Source organism: Leifsonia sp. 22587 (genome assembly GCF_052044215.1).
In the GTDB taxonomy this organism is placed as follows: Bacteria; Actinomycetota; Actinomycetes; order Actinomycetales; family Microbacteriaceae; genus Leifsonia; species Leifsonia shinshuensis_C.
The window spans coordinates 287,009-305,357 of record NZ_JBQENB010000003.1; the positions used below are offsets into that span (position 1 = coordinate 287,009).

The window sequence follows — 18,349 nt, forward strand, 5'->3', positions numbered from 1 at the left end:
GCAGAGGGCCGACCGGTGCTCGCCAAAGCCCATCGCATCACGCGAGGGTCGGACTATCGGACGACGGTACGGCGCGGATCCCGCTTCTCCGGAGCGGTGACCGTGACCTACATCCGTCCGAATCCCGACTCGGACGTGGTGCGATTCGGTTTCATCGTGAGCAAAGCGGTCGGGAACGCGGTGCACCGCAACCTGGTCAGGCGCCGGCTGAAGGCCGCAGCGTACGACCTGCTCCCCCACTTCTCGTCTCCCGCCGCTCCGGCCGGGGGCCTGGATGTGGTGGTGCGCGCATTGCCAGCCTCTGTTCAAGCGCCGTGGGCTAGCCTGCACGGGGAGCTTCTCGACGCTTCCACTCGATTCACCAGCCGCAGTCAGACCAGGTCGTCACAGTAAGGGCATCGTCCGTCCATGAACACCGCGCTCGCAGCAGTGCTCCTCGCGCCGCGGAATGCCGCAGTGCTGGTGCTGCGTGCATACCGCGCGGTGATCTCCCCGCTCTACGGCGACGTCTGCCGCTACTACCCGTCGTGCTCGGCCTACGCCCTGCAGGCGATCCAGCAGCACGGAGTGATCGTTGGCTCGGTGCTCGGCATCCGGCGCATCGCGCGCTGCCACCCGTGGGCGGCGGGCGGAGTCGACGACGTCCCGCCGGCGAAGAAGCCGCGTTACCGGGTCACCCCGTTTGGATTCGTCGTGGCACCCCACGACAGTGTCATCAGCCAGCGAAGGGCTTAGCCACAACACATGGACATCATCGGTACCATCCTCTGGCCCATCAAATGGGTCGTGGAGCTGATCCTCGTCGCCTTCCACTGGCTGTTCACGCAGATGGGACTCGACCCGGCGGCGGGCATCACCTGGGTGCTGGCGATCGTCGGCCTCACGGTCGTGGTCCGTGCGGCGCTGATCCCGATCTTCGTCCGGCAGATCAAGAACCAGCGACGGATGCTGGAGATCGCGCCCCAGCTGAAGAAGATCCAGGACAAGTACAAGGGTAAGAAGGACCAGTTCTCGCGTGAGGCGATGTCCCGCGAGACGATGGAGCTCTATAAGAAGACGGGCACCAACCCGCTGAGCTCCTGCCTGCCGCTGCTGCTGCAGATGCCTGTGTTCTTCTCGCTCTTCCAGGTGCTCAACGGAGCGCAGGGCGGTCACGCCGGCGTCGGCCCGCTCAACGAGGAGCTGGCGCAGCAGTTCGGAAACGCGACCCTCTTCGGCGTGGCCCCGCTGCACCAGAGCTTCCAGGGCGCCATGAACGCCAACCCGCCGCAGGTCGCCGTCATGATCATAGCGGCCGTTATGGTTGTCCTGATGACGGGGTCGCAGTTCCTCACGCAGCTGCAGATCGTCTCCAAGAACATGTCGCCGGAGACCAAGGCGAGCCCGCAGTTCAAGCAGCAGCGCATCCTGCTGTACCTGCTCCCCTTCGTGTTCCTCTTCTCCGGTTTCGCGTTCCCGCTCGGCGTCATGTTCTACTGGCTCACCTCGAACCTGTGGACCATGGGCCAGCAGTTCCTGGTGATCCGCAACATGCCGACTCCCGGATCGGACGCGGCGAAGGCCCGCGAGGCCCGACTGGCCAAAAAGGGCAAGCTGGTTCAGGCGGACGGCTCGACGGTGCTCACCGTGGAGGAGCAGCCGAAAAAGCAGCCGACCCAGCGAGTGCAGCCCGTAAGCAAGACGCGTGCCAAGAAGCAGGCAGGAAAGTAAGGACCTCCCACCGATGACCGACGTGCAGACCTCCTCCCCCGAGCCGGTGGACGCCGCCGAGAACGACGTTCTCGTCGAGGAGTCCGAGGGATCGACCGAGGGCACCGAGCTCGCGCCGGCTGACCTCGACCGCGAAGGCGATATCGCCGCCGACTACATCGAGGAATTGCTCGACATCGCAGACATCGATGGCGACATCGACATCGACACCCGCAACGGGCGCGCCTACATCTCGGTGAATGCCGAGGAGGGCTCGAACCTCTCGCTCCTCGCGAAGCCGGACACCGTCGCCGCGCTTCAGGAGCTCACCCGACTTGCCGTTCAGAACCAGACCGGTGGCTTCTCGCGTCTGATCCTCGACATCGCCGGTTCGCGCGATGCCCGTCAGGCCGAGCTGGGCCTGCTGGTCGACCGCGCGATCGCGCGCCTCGATGAGGGAGCTGCCGAGGCCGCGCTGCCGCCGATGTCGTCGTACGAGCGCAAGCTGGTGCACGACATCGTGTCTGAGCGCGGCTACGTCTCGACCTCGCACGGCGAGGGCCGCGACCGCCACACGGTCATCACCGCGGCGTAGTTTCACGTGAAACTGTGACTGATCTCGAACTCGAGCCGCCCGCCGCTGCCGTTCTGTTCGGCGATCGGATCGATCTTGCTCGTCGCTTCACTCGCAACCTCGCTGAGCAGGGCGAAGAGCGAGGACTGATCGGACCACTGGAGCTTCCGCGGCTGTGGTCACGCCACATCCTGAACTGCGCAATTGTCGCCCCGCTTCTGCGTCCGGGCGTCGTCGGTGATGTCGGTAGCGGCGCCGGCCTGCCCGGTCTGGTGCTGGCGATCGCGCGTCCCGATGTGTCGTTCGTTCTCATCGAGCCGATGGAGCGGCGCATCGCCTGGCTGAATGAACAGGTCGTCGAGCTGGGTCTGACGAATGTGCGGGTCGTCCGAGACCGCGCCGAGGATGTGCGGCTGTCCGAGCCGCTCGACCAGGTCACGGCTCGCGCGGTCAGTGCGTTCCGTAAGCTCCTCCCGCTGACCGCTCCCCTGCTTCGGGACGGCGGCGAACTCGTCCTCATGAAGGGTGCGGGTGCTCCGGCCGAGGTGGAAGCCGCCGGCAAGGAGATCCGCAAATACGCGGTGCACGATATCGAGGTTCTGGAACTCGGCGAAGGCCTGTTGTCGGAGACCACGAGGGTCATTCGGGCGACTGTTCGCTGATCGCGACGCGTCTCTGCGCCGCTTAGGATGCCTCTGGGCGCGCCGAAGCATGCGCTTCCGTTCGCTGAGCGGGATTCTCCGGGCATCTTGCGGCTCGCCGGAGACCCGAATTTGGGACCCGTGAGCGGCGATTCGGGTTCTCGTGGCTGCTAAAGGAAGTGTCGGGCGGGGGGTTGATGGCGACTAGCCGGCTTGATGCGGATGACACGGGTGATCTTCTTGCCTTCCGCTCGGAGCTCTGGACGCGGCATGTTGGGGTGCGACCATCTGGGTGCGCCGCGTGCATCGACGGAAAGACCGCGTGGGTTTGCAGCGGGGCTTGATGTGCCCATGCAGTCATCGACGCCGGAATCTGCGGCGGTAGTTTCTGCCGGATAGGACGAAGCAGGGTGAGGGCGGAGGCTTCACGTGAAAACTGCGCACTCCCCCGGCGGGCCCTGCGGTACCGCCGGGGTCGGGCAAGCTAGCTACGAACGCAACTGTCGGCGCCCGGATTCCGCTATGCGCCGTGCCGGATCGAGACGCATGCGACGACTCTGAGCGGGGCGCGTCGCGATGGTCCCATGATCGTGATCAGCCATCGAGTTCGACTCGACCGCACACCAGATCGGGTCGGAGGCGTGTGCCGGAGGTCGTTGGCTGACTAGCGCGCAGGCCAGCAACAAGCCAAGGGGTCGCTGCCTTTGAGGTTGCGGACTAGGTACAGGGCGGTCGGCGAGCATGCCGGTTGTTGCGCCGCGGAACTCGGCATGCTGGCGGCGGCACGTTGGCTAGGTGCGTGGCTGAAGTGTCTTCAGCTAGCGTTCGCAGTGCGCAATTCCGCTCCACCGGGCTGCCACGACGCGCAGGAGACGATATCCCCGCGTCCACATCAACCCCGCTTGTCTGGCGCGGCCCCGGTTTCACGTGAAACGTACCCTCCGGATTCCACGGCGGGCTCCCCTCCGGGCCTACGGCCACGACAGGCGTTCAGTTTCGCCAGGTTGCTGTCGAGGCCAACTATGCGACGCGGGTGCCGGCGCGCGCTGTCCGATCATCCGCCAAGAACGTCAGCACGGAGAGCTTGGTTTCACGTGAAACTAGCGCTAGAAGGTTCGCGCAGGCGGCCAATCGGTCGGTACGACTGTGGGCGAGCGCCCGATCGCCCTCGTGAGAGCCCACCGCGGCATCGTCGCGCCTGTTGTGGCGGGCACGCGGACCACGGAGATTATGCGTCCCTACTTGCCTCTCCTTTCCTGGGCTGCTGCGGCAGCATCATTCAGCCCGCGACTGCCGCGCGCCGTCGGTGCTTGTGCCTCTCCCGACGTCCGTGCCGCATACGACCTGAGGCGCCGCCGGAAAGATCAGGCTTTGCCGCTGTGGGTCGCGTCGCTCTCAGCAGTGTCCGTCGACAATAGCCACGTCGGGCGCCAGCGCACAGCGGGCCAGCGGGACCTTTGCTTCGCAGATGCCGGAGCGAAGGCCTGAAGAGGGTTAGGCGAAACTTCCGTGCGCTCGCTTAGCGGGATACAGCGAGCTGCTGTGCGCCCAGGCTCAAAGTTGCGGCGCGCCCTCCATCGAAGCCGCTTGAGATCCCTTCGTTTCACGTGAAACACACCTAAGGCAGCAGTCCTTGGCGTGCAGAACATAGGGCCAGGACTGGATCGACCCCGCTTGCAGGGAGCTCCATCATGGAACACCCGAAGGCCCTGACGTTTCACGTGAAACGCGCTCTAGTGCGCACGCCTCGCTCGGTGGGCACCCCATAAGCAGTGCAGCCCTTTCTCCCGCCGCCTGCACCGAAGCTGCTTTATGGTGCCGCCGGATGCCCCTCCGTTTCACGTGAAACGCGCTGTGTTCTGTACGCCTCGCAGGGTGAGCACCCTGGGTGCAGGAATCCCGTCCCCGCCGCCCGCTCCGGAATTCCGCTTTGGAGTCGCTGGCGACCCCTGCGTTTCACGTGAAACACGGTCGAATGGTGCGGGTCTCGCGCGATGGTGCGCCACGACCGCGAGAGCCACTCCCCCGCCGCCATGCGCGGAACCTGCAGACCAGAGCCGACGGAAAAGTGACGGCTAAGACGCGCACCGATCTGTACTACGTGAGTCCGCCGCAAACTCACAATCAGCCGCGTCGCCACAGCGCGCGGCGCGTCGGGAAGCGTCTCGCATCCGAGTTAGAGTTGATCGACGGGTGCGCTGAGGGTGTGCCGAACGACCGACCAAGAGCCGGTGCAAAGCACCACAGAGCGACGAGGTTTCACGTGAAACAACCCCACCACGATGACCGCGGCAGAGTAGGTGAGATCGACAGCGAGATGGAGCCGATGACTGAGGACGCGACCTTCGACGGGACCACCCCGCTCGCCCAGGAGATCGCGAATCTGGCCCGCCGACGCCAGGCGATCGCGGCAACGACCCTCCCCCTTCCCTCCAAGACGCGCATCTTCACGATCTCCAACCAGAAGGGCGGGGTCGGCAAGACCACGACCGTGGTCAACCTGAGTGCCGCACTCGCGAAGTCGGGCGCGCGGGTGCTCGTCATCGACCTGGATCCGCAGGGCAACGCATCCACGGCGCTCAGTGTCGAGCATCGGGAAGGCACGCCCAGCGTCTACGACGTCGTCGTGAACGACAGGGAGCTCGAGGACGTCATCCAGAAGAGCCCCGAATTCGACGGGCTGTTCGTCATCCCCGCCACGATCGACCTCGCCGGCGCGGAGATCGAGCTCGTGTCGATGGTCGCCCGTGAGCAGCGGCTGTCCCGTGCTCTCGACCGGTTCCTCGACGAGTACGACATCGACTACGTCCTGATCGACTGCCCGCCGTCGCTGGGCCTGCTGACGATCAACGCCTTCGTCGCAGCCACGGAGGTGCTCATCCCCATCCAGTGCGAGTACTACGCGCTCGAGGGGCTGAGCCAGCTGCTCAAGAACATCCAGCTCATCGAGCGGCACCTCAACCCCAAGCTCCGCGTGTCGACGATCCTGCTCACGATGTACGACTCCCGCACTAACCTGGCCCACCAGGTCGCGGCGGACGTCCGCGAGCACTTCCCCAACGAGGTGCTCGACACGATCATCCCCCGCTCCGTCCGCATCTCCGAAGCACCGAGCTACGGACAGAGCGTCATCAGCTACGACACCAACTCCAGTGGATCGCTCTCCTACATGGAAGCGGCCGCGGAGATCGCACGCAGAGGAGTACCCCGCTAATGGCAGCGAAGCGCACCGGACTGGGCCGAGGCATCGGCGCCCTGATCCCCACCAGCGACCAGAGCACTCGGCCGGTGGACGTCTTCTTCCCCGACAACACCGCCGGGCTCGGTGGCTCGGCGGTAGCTGTGGCCGAGCGTCCCGACGACCTGGTGGCCGTGCCGGGCGCACGACTCGCCAGCATCTCCCCCGACGACATCGTGCCCAACCGCGTGCAGCCGCGAACCGAGTTCGACCGGGAGGCGCTCGACGAGCTCGTCGCCAGCATCCGCGAGGTCGGCGTGCTGCAGCCGGTCGTGGTGCGACCGCTCCCCGACGAGCCGGGACGCTACGAGCTCATCATGGGCGAGCGTCGACTCCGCGCGACGAAGGAACTCGGCCTGGAGACGATCCCGGCGGTCGTCAAGGACACCGCCGACGAGGACATGCTCCGGGATGCGCTCCTCGAGAACCTCCACCGGAGCCAGCTGAACCCGCTCGAGGAGGCTTCGGCCTACCAGCAACTCCTCGCCGACTTCGGTATCACGCAGGAGGAGCTGGCCGCGAAGATCGGCCGCTCACGGCCGCAGATCACCAACACGATCCGCCTCCTGAAGCTGCCGGCAGCGGTGCAGACCCGGGTGGCGGCCGGCGTGCTCAGCGCGGGCCACGCGCGGGCCATCCTGTCGCTCGGCGACGACCACGAGGCGATGCTCCGGCTCGCCGACAAGATCGTCAACGAGGATCTGTCCGTCCGCCAGGCAGAGGCGGCCGCCAGCAAGACGCCGAAGCCTGCACGGACCAAGGCCACCGCGGGACGTCACCGCGGCCACCTGGACGAGATCGCCGGCACGCTGGGCGACCGCCTGAACACGCGCGTCAAGATCACCCTGGGAGCACGAAAAGGCCAGATCGTGGTGGATTTCGCGACGATCCAGGACCTCAACAGGATCCTCGACGAGCTGGGTCAGCCGAGCTTCACCCCACCAGAAGTGTCAGGCGTCCGCGATGGCAGCTGACGCAAGCGCGGCGTAGACCTCGCCGGTCTCCCGCCCCGCGGCGGCGATCGCCTGCGGCATGATCGACGTCTCGGTGAGCCCGGGGAGCACGTTCGCCTCGAGGAACCACGGGGTCCCGGCGGCATCCACGATCAGGTCGATACGCGACAGATGCCGCAGGCCCAGCGCGATGTGCGCCTTCGTGGCCGCGTAGGCCACGGCTGCGCCGACCGCGGAATCCAGCCGCGCGGGGACATAGAAGCGGGTCTCCCCCGCGTTGTACCGCGCATCGAACGTGTAGGCGCCGTCGACCGGCTCGATCTCCACCGCGGGAAGCGCTTCGGGGCCCTCGCCGACGTCGATGACGGCGACGGACACCTCCACACCCTCCACCTTCTGCTCGATGAGCGCCACGTCGGAGTAGGTGTACGCATCCACCATCGCGCGCGGAAGCTCCTCGGCGGTCGCCACGATCGTGACGCCCTGCGCCGAGCCTCCCTGGGCCGGCTTCACGACGAGCGGCAGGTCGAATCCCGCGAGGACCGTCTCCAGCACGCTCCCGGCGCCGAGCTCGCGGAAGGTCTCCTGCGGCAGCGTCACCGAGCGCGGGGTCGCCACGCCGGCCCGCTCCACGACGGTCTTCGCGGTCGGCTTGGACCAGGCGAGACGCGAGGCGTCGGCGCGGGAGCCGACGAACGGCACGCCGGTGAGCTCGAGGAGACCACGCAGCGCGCCGTCCTCACCGCTCGCTCCATGCAGCGCCGGCCAGACCACAGCAGGCCTCGACTCGTTCAGGAAGGCCAGCAGCGAAGCGTCCGGGTCTCGGAGGGTGACGCGGTGCCCCAGGCCGTTGAGGCCGTCGGCGACGCGTCGGCCGCTGCGGAGCGAGATGTCGCGCTCATGCGAGATCCCGCCGGCGAGCACGACGATGTCCAGTGCTTCGTTTTCAGCCATGATCAGGCCTTTCTCGTCATCCATGCGTCTACGGCGGCGCGGTCAGCGCAGATCGGTGGGCGGGTTCGCGCTCGTCCGGCTGCGGCGGGACGCCGCTTCGAGGTTTCCGGTGCCGGCGAAGGTCTCCAGCAGGTCCTGCTCTCCCCCGATGACGTTCGCGAGGCGGCGGACACCCACGCGGATGTTCTCGGGGGTCGGATAGCAGAAGGAGAGCCGGATGTTCTGAGCCCCGGACCCGTCCGCGTAGAAGGCCGTCCCCGGCGTGTACGCGACGAGCTCGGTGACCGCCCGCGGCAGCATCGCCTTCGAGTCGAGGTGCGGCGGAAGGGTCACCCAGACGTAGAAGCCGCCGTTCGGGTCCGTCCAGCTCAGCTCGGGCAGGTGCTCCTGCAGCGCCTGGATCATCGCCTCCTTGCGCTCCCGGTAGACGCCGCGGAAGGTGTCGATCTGCCCCTTCCAGTCCGCGTCGCGCAGGTACTCGGAGATCACGAGCTGACTGAACGAGCTGGGGCTCAGCACGGCGGCCTCGTTGGCGAGGATCAGCTTCTCCCGGATGGCGTGCGGGGCGAGCGCCCATCCCACCCGGAATCCGGGCGCGAGAGTCTTCGAGAACGTGCCGAGGTAGACGACGCCGTCCTTCTCGACCGACCGCATCGCAGCGGGCGGCTTCTGGTCGAAGTACAGCAGGCCGTACGGGTTGTCCTCGAGCACCAGGATGTCGTTCTGACGCGCGATCTCGAGGATCTCCAGCCGCCGCTCCCAGGTGAGGGTGACTCCCGCTGGGTTGTGGAACGTCGGCACCGTGTAGAGGAACTTCACCCGACGTCCGGCCGCCTTGAGCCGGGCGATGTGCTCGCGCAGCGCCTCCGGGATGAGGCCGTGCTCATCCATCGGGACGTGGTCGACCTCCGCCTGGTACGACTTGAAGATGACCATGGCGGTGACGTAGCTGGGCCCCTCAGCCAGCACGACGTCGCCCGGGTCGATGAAGAGCTTGCTGAACAGTTCCAGCGCGTGCTGCGACCCCGTCGTCACGACGACGTCGTCCGCGCTGCCGCTGATGCCCTCCAGCGCCATCACGTCGAGGATCTGCTCACGCAGGGCCGGGACGCCCTGACCGGAGCCGTACTGGAGGGCGACGGCGCCCTGCTCGCGCATGACCCGGTCCATCGCACCGACGACCAGGTCTTGCGGGAGGGCGGAGACGAACGGCATGCCGCCGGCCAGCGAGACCACTTCGGGCCGGCTGGCGACGGCGAACAGGGCTCGGACCTCACTGGCGGCCAGGCCGCTCGTACGCTGCGCGTAGTGGTGATACCACGGGTCCAGATTGTTGCCCCGCTGCTGCGGGGAGCCCTGTTCGATCACGTGTGGGTTCCGTTCGTCTGCCGTTCAGCAATGCTATGGGGACGGCCCGCCGCGGAGAAAATCGGTGGACCGCCGTGGGTACGAAAAAGACCCGCCCGGCGGGTGAGCGCCGGACGGGTCTGAAGAGGACGGGTCGCGCTACGCCAGGTAGGCGGCCAGGTCGGCCTCGAGGGCGGGCTTCGGCTTGGCGCCGATGACGGTCTTGACGACCTCGCCACCCTGGTAGACCTTCATCGCGGGGATGGAGGTGATCTGGTACTTCGCAGCGGTCTGCGGGTTCTCGTCGACGTTGAGCTTGACGATCTCGATCTTGTCGGAGTGCTCGGAGGCGATCTGGTCGAGGATCGGACCGACCGCGCGACACGGACCACACCACTCAGCCCAGAAGTCCACCAGAATGGTCTTCTCGCTGTTGAGGACGTCCTGCTCGAAGCTGGCGTCCGTGACCGAACGTGCTGCTGACATTTTCTTGTATCTCCTTATGCGGTGGTCGTGAGTTCGAGGTCACCCGACGCGCCATCCGCCGCGCTGTCGAGCAAGTTCTGGGGAAGCGTGGTCAGGTAGTGCTCCGCGTCGAGCGCGGCGACCGTACCGGACGCCGCAGCGGTGACCGCCTGACGGTAGGTCGGGTCGATGACGTCGCCTGCCGCGAAGACGCCGGGGAGGTTGGTCTTCGAGCTGCGGCCATCCACCGCGATGGTACCCTCGGCGGTCAGGTCGAGCTGGCCGTGCACGAGGTGGACGCGCGGGTCGTTGCCGATGGCGATGAACAGCCCGTGGAGCTGCAGCTCGCTCTGCTCGCCGGTGACCAGGTTGCGGAGCGTGACGTTCTGCACCTGCTCGTCGCCGCCGATCGCCACGACCTCCGAGTTCCAGATGAACTCGATCTTGTCGTTCGCGAAGGCGCGGTCCTGCATGATCTTGGACGCGCGCAGCGAGTCGCGGCGGTGGATGACGTAGACCTTGTCGGCGAAGCGCGTGAGGAAGGTGGCCTCCTCCATCGCGGAGTCGCCGCCGCCGACGACGGCGATCGTGCGCTGGCGGAAGAAGAATCCGTCACAGGTGGCGCACCAGGAGACGCCGTGTCCGGAGAGTCGCTCCTCGTCGGCGAGTCCGAGCTTGCGGTACGCCGAGCCGGTGGCGAAGATCACCGCGAGGGCCTCGTGGACCGCTCCCGAGCCGAGGGTGACCTTCTTGACCTCGCCGGTCAGGTCGACCGACACGACGTCGTCGAGCACGATCTCGGTGCCGAACTTCTCGGCCTGCGCCTGCATCTTGAACATGAGGTCGGGGCCCATGACGGCCTCCGGGAAGCCCGGGAAGTTCTCGACCTCGGTGGTGTTCATGAGCTCACCGCCCGCCTCGACCGAGGAGGCGATCAGCAGCGGCTTCAGGTTGGCGCGGGCCGCGTAGATGGCCGCGGTGTATCCGGCAGGGCCGGAACCGATGATGATGATCTGCCGCACGGCGGAACTCCTTGAGCTGTCACGACGCCTTCGTCTGGAGGCGTCGACCTGTAGAACACATCCTAGGCGGATGCTATTCCTGTCACCTGGGCGCGCGCGAACGCCGTCCGGCGCGGTTCAGGATGGGCGCCAATCCGCTCTCCAGATCGGGCGAACGCAGGATGACGAGGAAGCCCACGTAGACGATCAGCATGACCACGCCGACGACGGCCGTGGCGATGACCGCGGCGATCGGACCGCTGACCGGGAATGCTCCCGCACCCACTCCGCCCAGGATGACGAGGAAGCCGGCTCCCGCGGCGATCGACGCCAGCGCGGCGACCACGAAACGCCACAGCGACGCGAGGATGCGGCCGCCGTCCACTCCCCCGGTGCGCCGCCGGAGCAACCAGAAGGCGAGCGCCGCCTGCACGAAGCTGGCGATGGAGACGACCAGCGCGACCGAGGCCGCACGGATGCCGGGCGGTACCAGGAAGCACAGCAGGACGCCCGCGACGATCACCACGACCTGCGCCAGGGTGAAGAAGAACGGTGTGCGCGTGTCGCCGAGCGAGTAGAAGGCACGCTGGGCCATGAACACCAGCGAGAACGGGACGAGGCCGACCAGGTACGCGATGAGCACGAGACCGAGCGCCTGGTAGTCGGATGTGAACACCCGCGCGACGGGGAACGCGGTGACGATGAGGGCGGCCGACGAGAAGACGATGAGCAGCATGATCGATCGCGCGGCGGCCGAGAAGTCCTCGCGGAACTCGGTGATCGATCCGCGGTGGGCGTGCTCCGCCATCCGTGTGTAGAACGCGGTGACGATCGAGACCGCGATGATGCCGTGCGGCAGCATGAAGATGAGCCAGGCGTTCTGCATGGCGAACGGTCCGGCGTAGCCCTCGCCCGCCGAGTTCGACACGTTGGTCTCGATCAGACCCGCGACCTGGGTCGCGATCAGCATGGCGAACGTCCACCCCGCCGCCTTGCCGGCGGTGCCGAGGTCGACGCCTCGCCAGCCGAAGTCGAAGCGGAAGCGCAGCCCGACACGTCGCCAGAAGACGAAGAGGATGAGCGCCTGCACGGCCACGCCCAGGGTCGCTCCGCCCGCGAGCAAGGCGATCATCCCGAACGACCAGTCGCTGCCGTGCCGACCCGACGCGGCCGAGCCGAACGCGAGGATGAACGCGAGCAGCGTCGCGATGGCGACGATGTTGTTGATCACGGGCGCCCAGGTGAACGGCCCGAACGACTTGCGGGCGTTGAGCACCTCGCCGAGGAGCGTGTACAGCCCGAGGAAGAAGATCTGCGGCAGCGACCAGTACGCGAAAGCCGTCGCGAGGTCCTTCTGCGCTGCCGGGATGCCGAACAGCGAGACGAGGACGGGCGCCAGGAACGTCGCGACCACCGCCACCGCGGCGAAGACGACCATCCCGAGCGTGACCAGCTTGTTGATGTACGCGCGGCCGCCGTCGGCGTTCACGGACGCGCGGACGATCTGCGGCACCAGGATGGCGTTGAGGATGCCCTGCGCGATGATCGCGTAGATGCTGTTGGGGACGATCGTCGCGGTGCCGTAGGCGTTCGCGGCGAAGGTGACGACCCCGATCGCCTGCACCAGCAGCCAGGCCTTGGCGAAGCCGAGGAGGCGGGAGACCAGCGTGCCGGAGGCGAGCATCGCGCTGGCGCGTCCGACGCTAGCCACCGGGGCGCTCCTCGGGGGTGGCTGACGTCGCGGGCGCGGCCGGCTCGGTCTGGTTGTCGTTCTCGGTGTCGGTCACGGCGGAACCGTCCGACCCGGTTACATCGTCGCCGCCGTCCCGCGAGCGGCGCCGGCGCAGGATGTTGCGCACGATCCCGAAGCCGAAGAGCAGCACCAGCAGCACGCCGAAGATCAGCGCGCCGATGCCCTCCCAGTCGGCGTGAACATCCACCGTCACCGTGGTGGGGTCGCCGATCGGCACGCCGGTCGGGCTGTAGAGATGCAGTGAGAGCACGACCTGGCCGTTGCCGACCTTGGCCTTCACCGGGATCAGAACCGTCGCACGGGAGTCCTGCGGGATGCGCTTGGTCGTCGACTGGTCGACCTCGAGCCGGCTGTTCGAGGGCGAGGCGGCCAGCACGACCGTAACCGCGTCACCCGGTAGCCCGTTGCTCACGGTGAACGGGATCGATCCCTGCGCGCTCACCAGGTTGACGTTCTCCGTCGGGAGGATGCGGATGGAGTGGAGCGTCTTGACGGTCGCGGCGCGCTCGGCGGTCACCGCCGCAGGCCAGTCGGCGCGCGGGTTGAGCCACGAGACGGCGAGCAACGTCAGGAGGTCCGCGCGGGTGCGGCCGGTGAGCCGGGTCGGGTCGTCGAGGACCGTGGCGAACTGGCCGAGCGCCCCCTCGTCTTCGATGAGAGCGCGGATGTCGGTGATCCGCTGTGCGGACTCCGGGGAGTCGACCAGATCGAGACCGGAGGTCGGCGTGGTGTCCTTGACGGTCGCGAACGACGCCGGCGTCGACCACGGCGACGAGAACAGCGCATTGAGGGTCCGCTCGAGCTGCGTGCCGCTCGACGGCCACGAGCGGTCCAGTGCCACGAGCAGACGCCGCGGGTCGCCCGACTCCTGATTGATCAGCTCCAGCTGGGCGTTCACCTTGGACATCGCGGAGTTCCAGGCGACGTCGCTCGGCGCGGAGATCGCCTGCCGCAACGCGTCGCTGAGCCGCTGATCGGACGACACCAGACGGTCGTCACCCGCGGCGATCGGAGCGTTGGGCGTCGAGCCGAGGTCGGCGGCGTTGGTGTTGCTGCCCGACAGGATGGTGGTCTTCAGCCCCGCGGCGGCGAGCGGTGCGAGGTCGGCGCGCCGGACGGTCTTGTCGCCGGGCCAGCTGATCCCGGTGAGCGTGTAGTCCCAGGCGAGCAGGGCGTTCAGGTCGGGGATGACCGGTCCGGGCGTCGCCGTCGGGGTCGGTGTCGGCGTGGTCGCCTTGGGAGAGGGGGTCGCGGTGGCCGTCGACGGCTCGCCCACCGGGGTGGGCTGGGGCGTGAAGTTCTTCGGGTCGATGGCGTAGGCGAGGGACGTCGGCGGCAGCGGCGCGGGGAGACCCGCCTGGAGCTGGCCGACGGCGTCCGCATCCGCGTAACCGAGAGAGAAGGTGTCGTTCGGCAGCTCGGACAGCCGCGTCAGCCAGTCGATGGCGCTCGCCGGAGCGGCGTTGCCCAGCACCCGGATCGACGCGATGATCATCGGGTCGATCCCGACCGTCACGGTGGTGTGCCCGGTGAGGCCGTCCAGCTCGCGGGTCAGGATGCCGTTCGGCGCCGTGTAGGTCGCCAGGTCGTCGGCCGCGATCAACCCGTCCGACCCCGGCGGGGTGACGATCGGCATGACGACGTTCACGCTGGCCTGCTTGGCCGCTCCCCCGGGGTACCAGACCACGGAGCCGCGGGCCTGCGCGCCGGCCGATCCGATCGTGACGGAGGCGCCGATCCCGAACACGCCGGACGTGGTGCGGCCGGCGAACGGGAGGGACGCGGCCGGCGCGGCGACCCGCACGACCGTACTCGAACCCGGCTCGAGGGTGTTCAGCTGGGCCTGGCCGACCGCGACGGCGTTCGCCGGCTCACCGGTGCCCGCGAGCCACTCCGTCAGGGCCTTGCGGTTCTCCTGTGCAGCGGGGTCGGTCCAGAGCGTCACGGTTCCGGATGCGAACGCCTGGTCGGTCGGATTGGAGACCGTCACCGAGACGCCGAGGTCTTTGCCCGGCGACAGGACGCCGCCCTCGTCCGCCGTGACGCTCGCGGTGAGCGCCGTGCCGCTGGAGGATGCGGTGGGCGTCGGGCTCGGTGTCGCGGCGCCTGCGGGTGCCGCTGCGCCCGTCGCCGCGGTCGCGGCTGCGAGGGCGCCGACCGTCAGAGCCGCCGCCAGCACCCGCAGGCGGGCGCGGAGCCGCGCACCCTTCCGGAGGGTGGAGGGGACTGCGCTCATGCGTCGACGCGCGATCCCGACTCGGCCTCCATGACGACGATTCTAGAGGCCACCCCCTGAGAGCCCGGCCAGCGGGGCCGTTAAACTGGGGCACCATGCAGAGCGTCGCCGAATCCCTCGAACGCCTCGGCGACCTGGCACGCACGCCCTCGGTCGCCCGCCTGGCCGACGCTTTCGAGGCCGCGGGGCACGAGCTCGCCCTGGTCGGCGGGCCCGTCCGTGACGCGCTCCTCGGGCGCGCGGTCCACGATCTCGACTTCACGACCGATGCCCGGCCCGACGACATCCTGCGCATCGTCGGTCCGATCGCCGACGCCGTCTGGGACGTGGGTCGTAAGTACGGCACGATCGGCGCCCGTCTCGGCGACGACACGGTCGAGATAACCACCTACCGCAGCGACAGCTACGACGGCACCACACGGAAGCCCGAGGTCGAGTTCGGCAACACCCTCGAGGGCGACCTGCTGCGCCGGGACTTCACCGTGAACGCGCTGGCGCTGCGACTGCCCGAGGTGCGGCTGGTCGATCCGTCCGGTGGTGTGGAGGACCTCCTCGCCGGAGTGCTCCGCACGCCCAGCACCCCGCAGATCTCGTTCGGGGACGATCCGCTGCGGATGATGCGCGCCGCCCGGTTCACCGCGCAACTCGGATTCACGGTCGACGACGAGACGCGCGAGGCGATGAGCGCCATGGCCGACCGGATCGAGATCGTGAGCGCGGAGCGCATCCGCGACGAGCTCAGCAAGCTGCTGATGGCCGACGAGCCCCGCGCCGGGTTGGAGCTGCTCGTCGAGACCGGGCTGGCCGAGCTCGTCGTGCCCGAGATCCCGGCCCTGCGGCTCGAGGCGGACGAGCACCACCACCACAAGGACGTCTACCAGCACAGCCTCACGGTGCTCGACCAGGCGATCGGGTACGAGAAGGAGCGGCACCCGGGCGAGGCGCCCGACCTGGTGCTGCGGCTGGCCGCCATCCTCCACGACATCGGCAAGCCCGCGACGCGCCGGTTCGAGCCGGGCGGCGCGGTCAGCTTCTACCATCACGACATCGTCGGGGCGAAGCTCGCGAAGAAGCGCCTGACGGCGCTCCGCTTCGACAAGGCCACCATCGACGCCGTCGCGCGCCTCATCGAGTTGCACCTCCGCTTCTTCGGCTACGCCGACGCCCAATGGACCGACTCGGCGGTGCGCCGCTACGTGAGGGACGCCGGCCCCGAGCTCGAGCGACTGCACATGCTGACCCGTGCGGACGTGACCACGCGCAACCGGCGGAAGGCCGACCGGCTCGGCTTCGCCTACGACGACCTGGAGGCCCGCATCCGGGAGCTGCAGGAGCGCGAGCAGCTGGAGGCCGTCCGGCCCGACCTCAACGGCGAACAGGTGATGAGCATCCTGGGCCTGCGGCCGGGCCGTGAGGTGGGACAGGCGATGAAGTACCTGCTGGAGCTCCGGCTCGACGAAGGCCCCCTCGGTGAGGAGGAGGCGACGCGCCGCCTGCTCGCCTGGTGGGAGGAGCGCTGACGCGCCGTCTCGCGCACCGACTCGTCCACAACCGGGCGCAGTAGCGTCTTCTCCACTGATCCGGCGTCGGCGCCTCGGCAGGGCCCCGTCCTCGCGAGAGTGGAGGCATGACCGAGATCACCGCCGGCTGGCGTCCCGCACCCGCATCCGTTACGCTAGGGAAGTTGCCCGGGCAGAGTCCTGCCCTGGGCACGTCTATGACACCCTCCTGCTGCAGAACGTCTGCAGCCGCTGAGACCAGAGGAGGTGGGTTAGTCATGCATCAGTACGAGTTGATGGTCATCCTCGATCCCGAGATCGATGAGCGCACCGTGGCTCCGAGCCTTGACAAGTTCCTCAACGTCGTCCGTAACGACGGTGGAACGATCGACAACGTCGACATCTGGGGACGTCGTCGCCTGGCTTACGAGATCAACAAGAAGTCCGAGGGCATCTACGCCGTCGTCCAGCTCACCGCTGAGGGCGACACGACCAAGGAGCTCGACCGTCAGCTGAAGCTCAGCGAGGCCGTCATGCGCACCAAGGTCCTCCGCGCCGAGGAGGCGATCGCCCAGGTCGCCGCCGCTCAGAAGCGCGCCGACGAGAAGGCCGCCCGCAAGGCCGCCACCTCCGAGAAGGCCGGCGCCTAGTCCCATGGCCGGCGAGACCGTCATCACCGTGGTGGGAAACCTCACCGCCGATCCCGAGCTGCGCTACACGCAGAACGGGCTGGCAGTCGCCAACTTCACCATCGCGTCCACCCCCCGCACGTTCGACCGTCAGGCGAACGAGTGGAAGGACGGCGAGGCTCTGTTCCTCCGCGCCAGCGTCTGGCGCGAGTTCGCGGAGCACGTCGCGGGTTCGCTGACCAAGGGGTCGCGCGTCATCGCGCAGGGCCGGCTGAAGCAGCGCTCCTACGAGACGAAGGAAGGCGAGAAGCGCACCAGCATCGAGCTCGAGATCGATGAGATCGGCCCGTCGCTGCGCTACGCCACCGCTCAGATCACCCGTACGCAGTCCTCCGGCGGAGGACGCGGCCAGGGTGGTTTCGGTGGCGGTTCACCCGCCGTCGAGGAGCCGTGGGCGGCTTCGGCTCCGGCCGACCCGTCCGCCGGTGCGGATGTCTGGAACACTCCGGGCTCCTACAACGACGAGACCCCCTTCTAACGAGACTCGCCTCTCGGACGAGGGGCACACATCATCAGCCCGCCGGCCCAGCGCCGGGACGGGCGGAAAGCAAAGGAAACCATGGCTGGAAAGTCGAGCGGCGACCGCCGCAAGCCGATCCGCAAGGGCAAGGACGGCAAGAACGCCGCCCCCGCGAAGTCCGTTCGCGTCGGCGTCATCGATTACAAGGACGTCGCCACCCTTCGGAAGTTCATCTCGGAGCGTGGAAAGATCCGCGCTCGCCGGATCACCGGTGTCTCCGTCCAGGAGCAGCGCCTCATCGCCCGCGCGGTCAAGAACGCGCGCGAGATGGCGCTCCTCCCCTACGCCGGCTCTGGCCGCTAAGGAGAAACGACATGTCGAAGGTTATTCTCACGCACGAGGTCACCGGCCTCGGCTCGGCCGGTGACGTCGTCGACGTCAAGAACGGCTACGCCCGTAACTACCTCGTCCCGCAGGGCTTCGCGATCGCGTGGAGCCGTGGTGGCGAGAAGCAGGTCGAGCAGATCAAGGCGGCCCGTGCCGCTCGCGAGCTGCACACCGTCGAGCAGGCCCAGGACCTCAAGGCCAAGCTCGAGGCGACCAAGGTCAAGCTGACCGTCAAGGCGGGCCGCGAGGGCCGTCTGTTCGGTTCGGTCAAGACCGGCGATGTCGCGGAGGCCGTCAAGGCGGCCGGCATCGGCGAGCTCGACAAGCGCAAGATCGAGCTCCCGAACCCCATCAAGGTGGTCGGCGACCACGAGGCGACCGTGCGTCTGCACGACGACCTCTCGGCCGTGATCTCCCTCCAGGTGGTCGCTGCCAAGTAGGCAAACACGCGAAAGTGTAGCGG

Annotated in this window: 18 protein-coding genes; 12 read left to right on the forward strand and 6 right to left on the reverse strand. The window is 68.0% G+C overall.

Translation table 11 applies throughout. The features are described 5' to 3' along the window. Window positions 1-15: 15 nt before the first annotated feature. The 7 genes from rnpA to ACTJI1_RS13565 all read left to right on the forward strand — a co-directional run bounded on the left by rnpA (window position 16) and on the right by ACTJI1_RS13565 (window position 7,116). Complete coding sequence (rnpA, locus tag ACTJI1_RS13535) at window positions 16-393, forward strand: ribonuclease P protein component (RefSeq protein ID WP_440743045.1); 378 nt, start codon at window positions 16-18, stop codon at window positions 391-393. A gap of 15 nt (window positions 394-408) precedes the next feature. Further along, a complete protein-coding gene (gene yidD, locus ACTJI1_RS13540; RefSeq protein WP_310132664.1) occupies window positions 409-735 on the forward strand; it encodes a membrane protein insertion efficiency factor YidD in 327 nt (108 codons plus the stop codon). Between the two features lie 9 nt (window positions 736-744). After that, window positions 745-1,710, forward strand: coding sequence for a membrane protein insertase YidC (yidC, locus tag ACTJI1_RS13545; protein WP_310132662.1), 966 nt, complete (start codon window positions 745-747; stop codon window positions 1,708-1,710). Window positions 1,711-1,723: 13 nt separating this feature from the next. Beyond that, window positions 1,724-2,284 (forward strand): Jag family protein, encoded by a 561-nt coding sequence (locus tag ACTJI1_RS13550; RefSeq protein WP_440743046.1) that lies wholly within the window; start codon window positions 1,724-1,726, stop codon window positions 2,282-2,284. A 14-nt stretch (window positions 2,285-2,298) separates the two neighbouring features. After that, complete coding sequence (gene rsmG, locus ACTJI1_RS13555) at window positions 2,299-2,925, forward strand: 16S rRNA (guanine(527)-N(7))-methyltransferase RsmG (protein WP_440743047.1); 627 nt, start codon at window positions 2,299-2,301, stop codon at window positions 2,923-2,925. 2,296 nt (window positions 2,926-5,221) lie between these two features. After that, window positions 5,222-6,118, forward strand: a complete 897-nt coding sequence (locus ACTJI1_RS13560) for a ParA family protein (protein WP_396427089.1) — start codon at window positions 5,222-5,224, stop codon at window positions 6,116-6,118. Then, a complete protein-coding gene (locus ACTJI1_RS13565; protein ID WP_440743048.1) occupies window positions 6,118-7,116 on the forward strand; it encodes a ParB/RepB/Spo0J family partition protein in 999 nt (332 codons plus the stop codon). The genes ACTJI1_RS13560 and ACTJI1_RS13565 overlap by 1 nt, the downstream gene beginning before the upstream one ends. On the opposite strand, the gene ACTJI1_RS13570 is transcribed toward ACTJI1_RS13565, so the two are convergent. The 6 genes from ACTJI1_RS13570 to ACTJI1_RS13595 all read right to left on the reverse strand — a co-directional run bounded on the left by ACTJI1_RS13570 (window position 7,093) and on the right by ACTJI1_RS13595 (window position 14,851). Further along, window positions 7,093-8,049: a D-alanine--D-alanine ligase family protein gene (locus tag ACTJI1_RS13570; protein WP_440743049.1), complete on the reverse strand. Its 957-nt coding sequence runs from the start codon at window positions 8,047-8,049 to the stop codon at window positions 7,093-7,095. The genes ACTJI1_RS13565 and ACTJI1_RS13570 overlap by 24 nt on opposite strands. 42 nt (window positions 8,050-8,091) lie before the next feature. Then, a complete protein-coding gene (locus ACTJI1_RS13575; protein WP_310132648.1) occupies window positions 8,092-9,417 on the reverse strand; it encodes an aminotransferase-like domain-containing protein in 1,326 nt (441 codons plus the stop codon). A gap of 138 nt (window positions 9,418-9,555) precedes the next feature. After that, the gene (gene trxA, locus ACTJI1_RS13580; RefSeq protein WP_440743050.1) at window positions 9,556-9,882 is read right to left on the reverse strand and encodes a thioredoxin; all 327 of its coding nucleotides are present in this window, start codon (window positions 9,880-9,882) and stop codon (window positions 9,556-9,558) included. A gap of 14 nt (window positions 9,883-9,896) precedes the next feature. Then, complete coding sequence (gene trxB, locus ACTJI1_RS13585) at window positions 9,897-10,883, reverse strand: thioredoxin-disulfide reductase (protein WP_310132646.1); 987 nt, start codon at window positions 10,881-10,883, stop codon at window positions 9,897-9,899. An 82-nt stretch (window positions 10,884-10,965) separates the two neighbouring features. Further along, window positions 10,966-12,573 carry a murein biosynthesis integral membrane protein MurJ gene (gene murJ, locus ACTJI1_RS13590; protein WP_440743051.1) on the reverse strand — a complete coding sequence of 536 codons (1,608 nt, stop codon included), beginning with the start codon at window positions 12,571-12,573 and terminating at the stop codon, window positions 10,966-10,968. Then, window positions 12,566-14,851 carry a DUF6049 family protein gene (locus ACTJI1_RS13595; RefSeq protein WP_440743052.1) on the reverse strand — a complete coding sequence of 762 codons (2,286 nt, stop codon included), beginning with the start codon at window positions 14,849-14,851 and terminating at the stop codon, window positions 12,566-12,568. The genes murJ and ACTJI1_RS13595 overlap by 8 nt, the downstream gene beginning before the upstream one ends. A 95-nt stretch (window positions 14,852-14,946) precedes the next feature. Between ACTJI1_RS13595 and ACTJI1_RS13600 the strand changes: the two genes are divergently transcribed. The 5 genes from ACTJI1_RS13600 (at window position 14,947) to rplI (ending at window position 18,326) form a co-directional block, all read left to right on the forward strand. Beyond that, window positions 14,947-16,371 carry a CCA tRNA nucleotidyltransferase gene (locus tag ACTJI1_RS13600; RefSeq protein ID WP_440743053.1) on the forward strand — a complete coding sequence of 475 codons (1,425 nt, stop codon included), beginning with the start codon at window positions 14,947-14,949 and terminating at the stop codon, window positions 16,369-16,371. A 257-nt stretch (window positions 16,372-16,628) separates the two neighbouring features. Continuing rightward, window positions 16,629-17,000, forward strand: a complete 372-nt coding sequence (rpsF, locus tag ACTJI1_RS13605) for a 30S ribosomal protein S6 (protein ID WP_018189014.1) — start codon at window positions 16,629-16,631, stop codon at window positions 16,998-17,000. Between the two features lie 4 nt (window positions 17,001-17,004). Beyond that, complete coding sequence (locus ACTJI1_RS13610; protein WP_310132637.1) at window positions 17,005-17,517, forward strand: single-stranded DNA-binding protein; 513 nt, start codon at window positions 17,005-17,007, stop codon at window positions 17,515-17,517. Window positions 17,518-17,598: 81 nt separating this feature from the next. Next, window positions 17,599-17,862 (forward strand): 30S ribosomal protein S18, encoded by a 264-nt coding sequence (gene rpsR, locus ACTJI1_RS13615; protein ID WP_018189012.1) that lies wholly within the window; start codon window positions 17,599-17,601, stop codon window positions 17,860-17,862. A gap of 11 nt (window positions 17,863-17,873) precedes the next feature. Further along, complete coding sequence (gene rplI, locus ACTJI1_RS13620) at window positions 17,874-18,326, forward strand: 50S ribosomal protein L9 (RefSeq protein WP_440743054.1); 453 nt, start codon at window positions 17,874-17,876, stop codon at window positions 18,324-18,326. Window positions 18,327-18,349 lie beyond the last annotated feature (23 nt).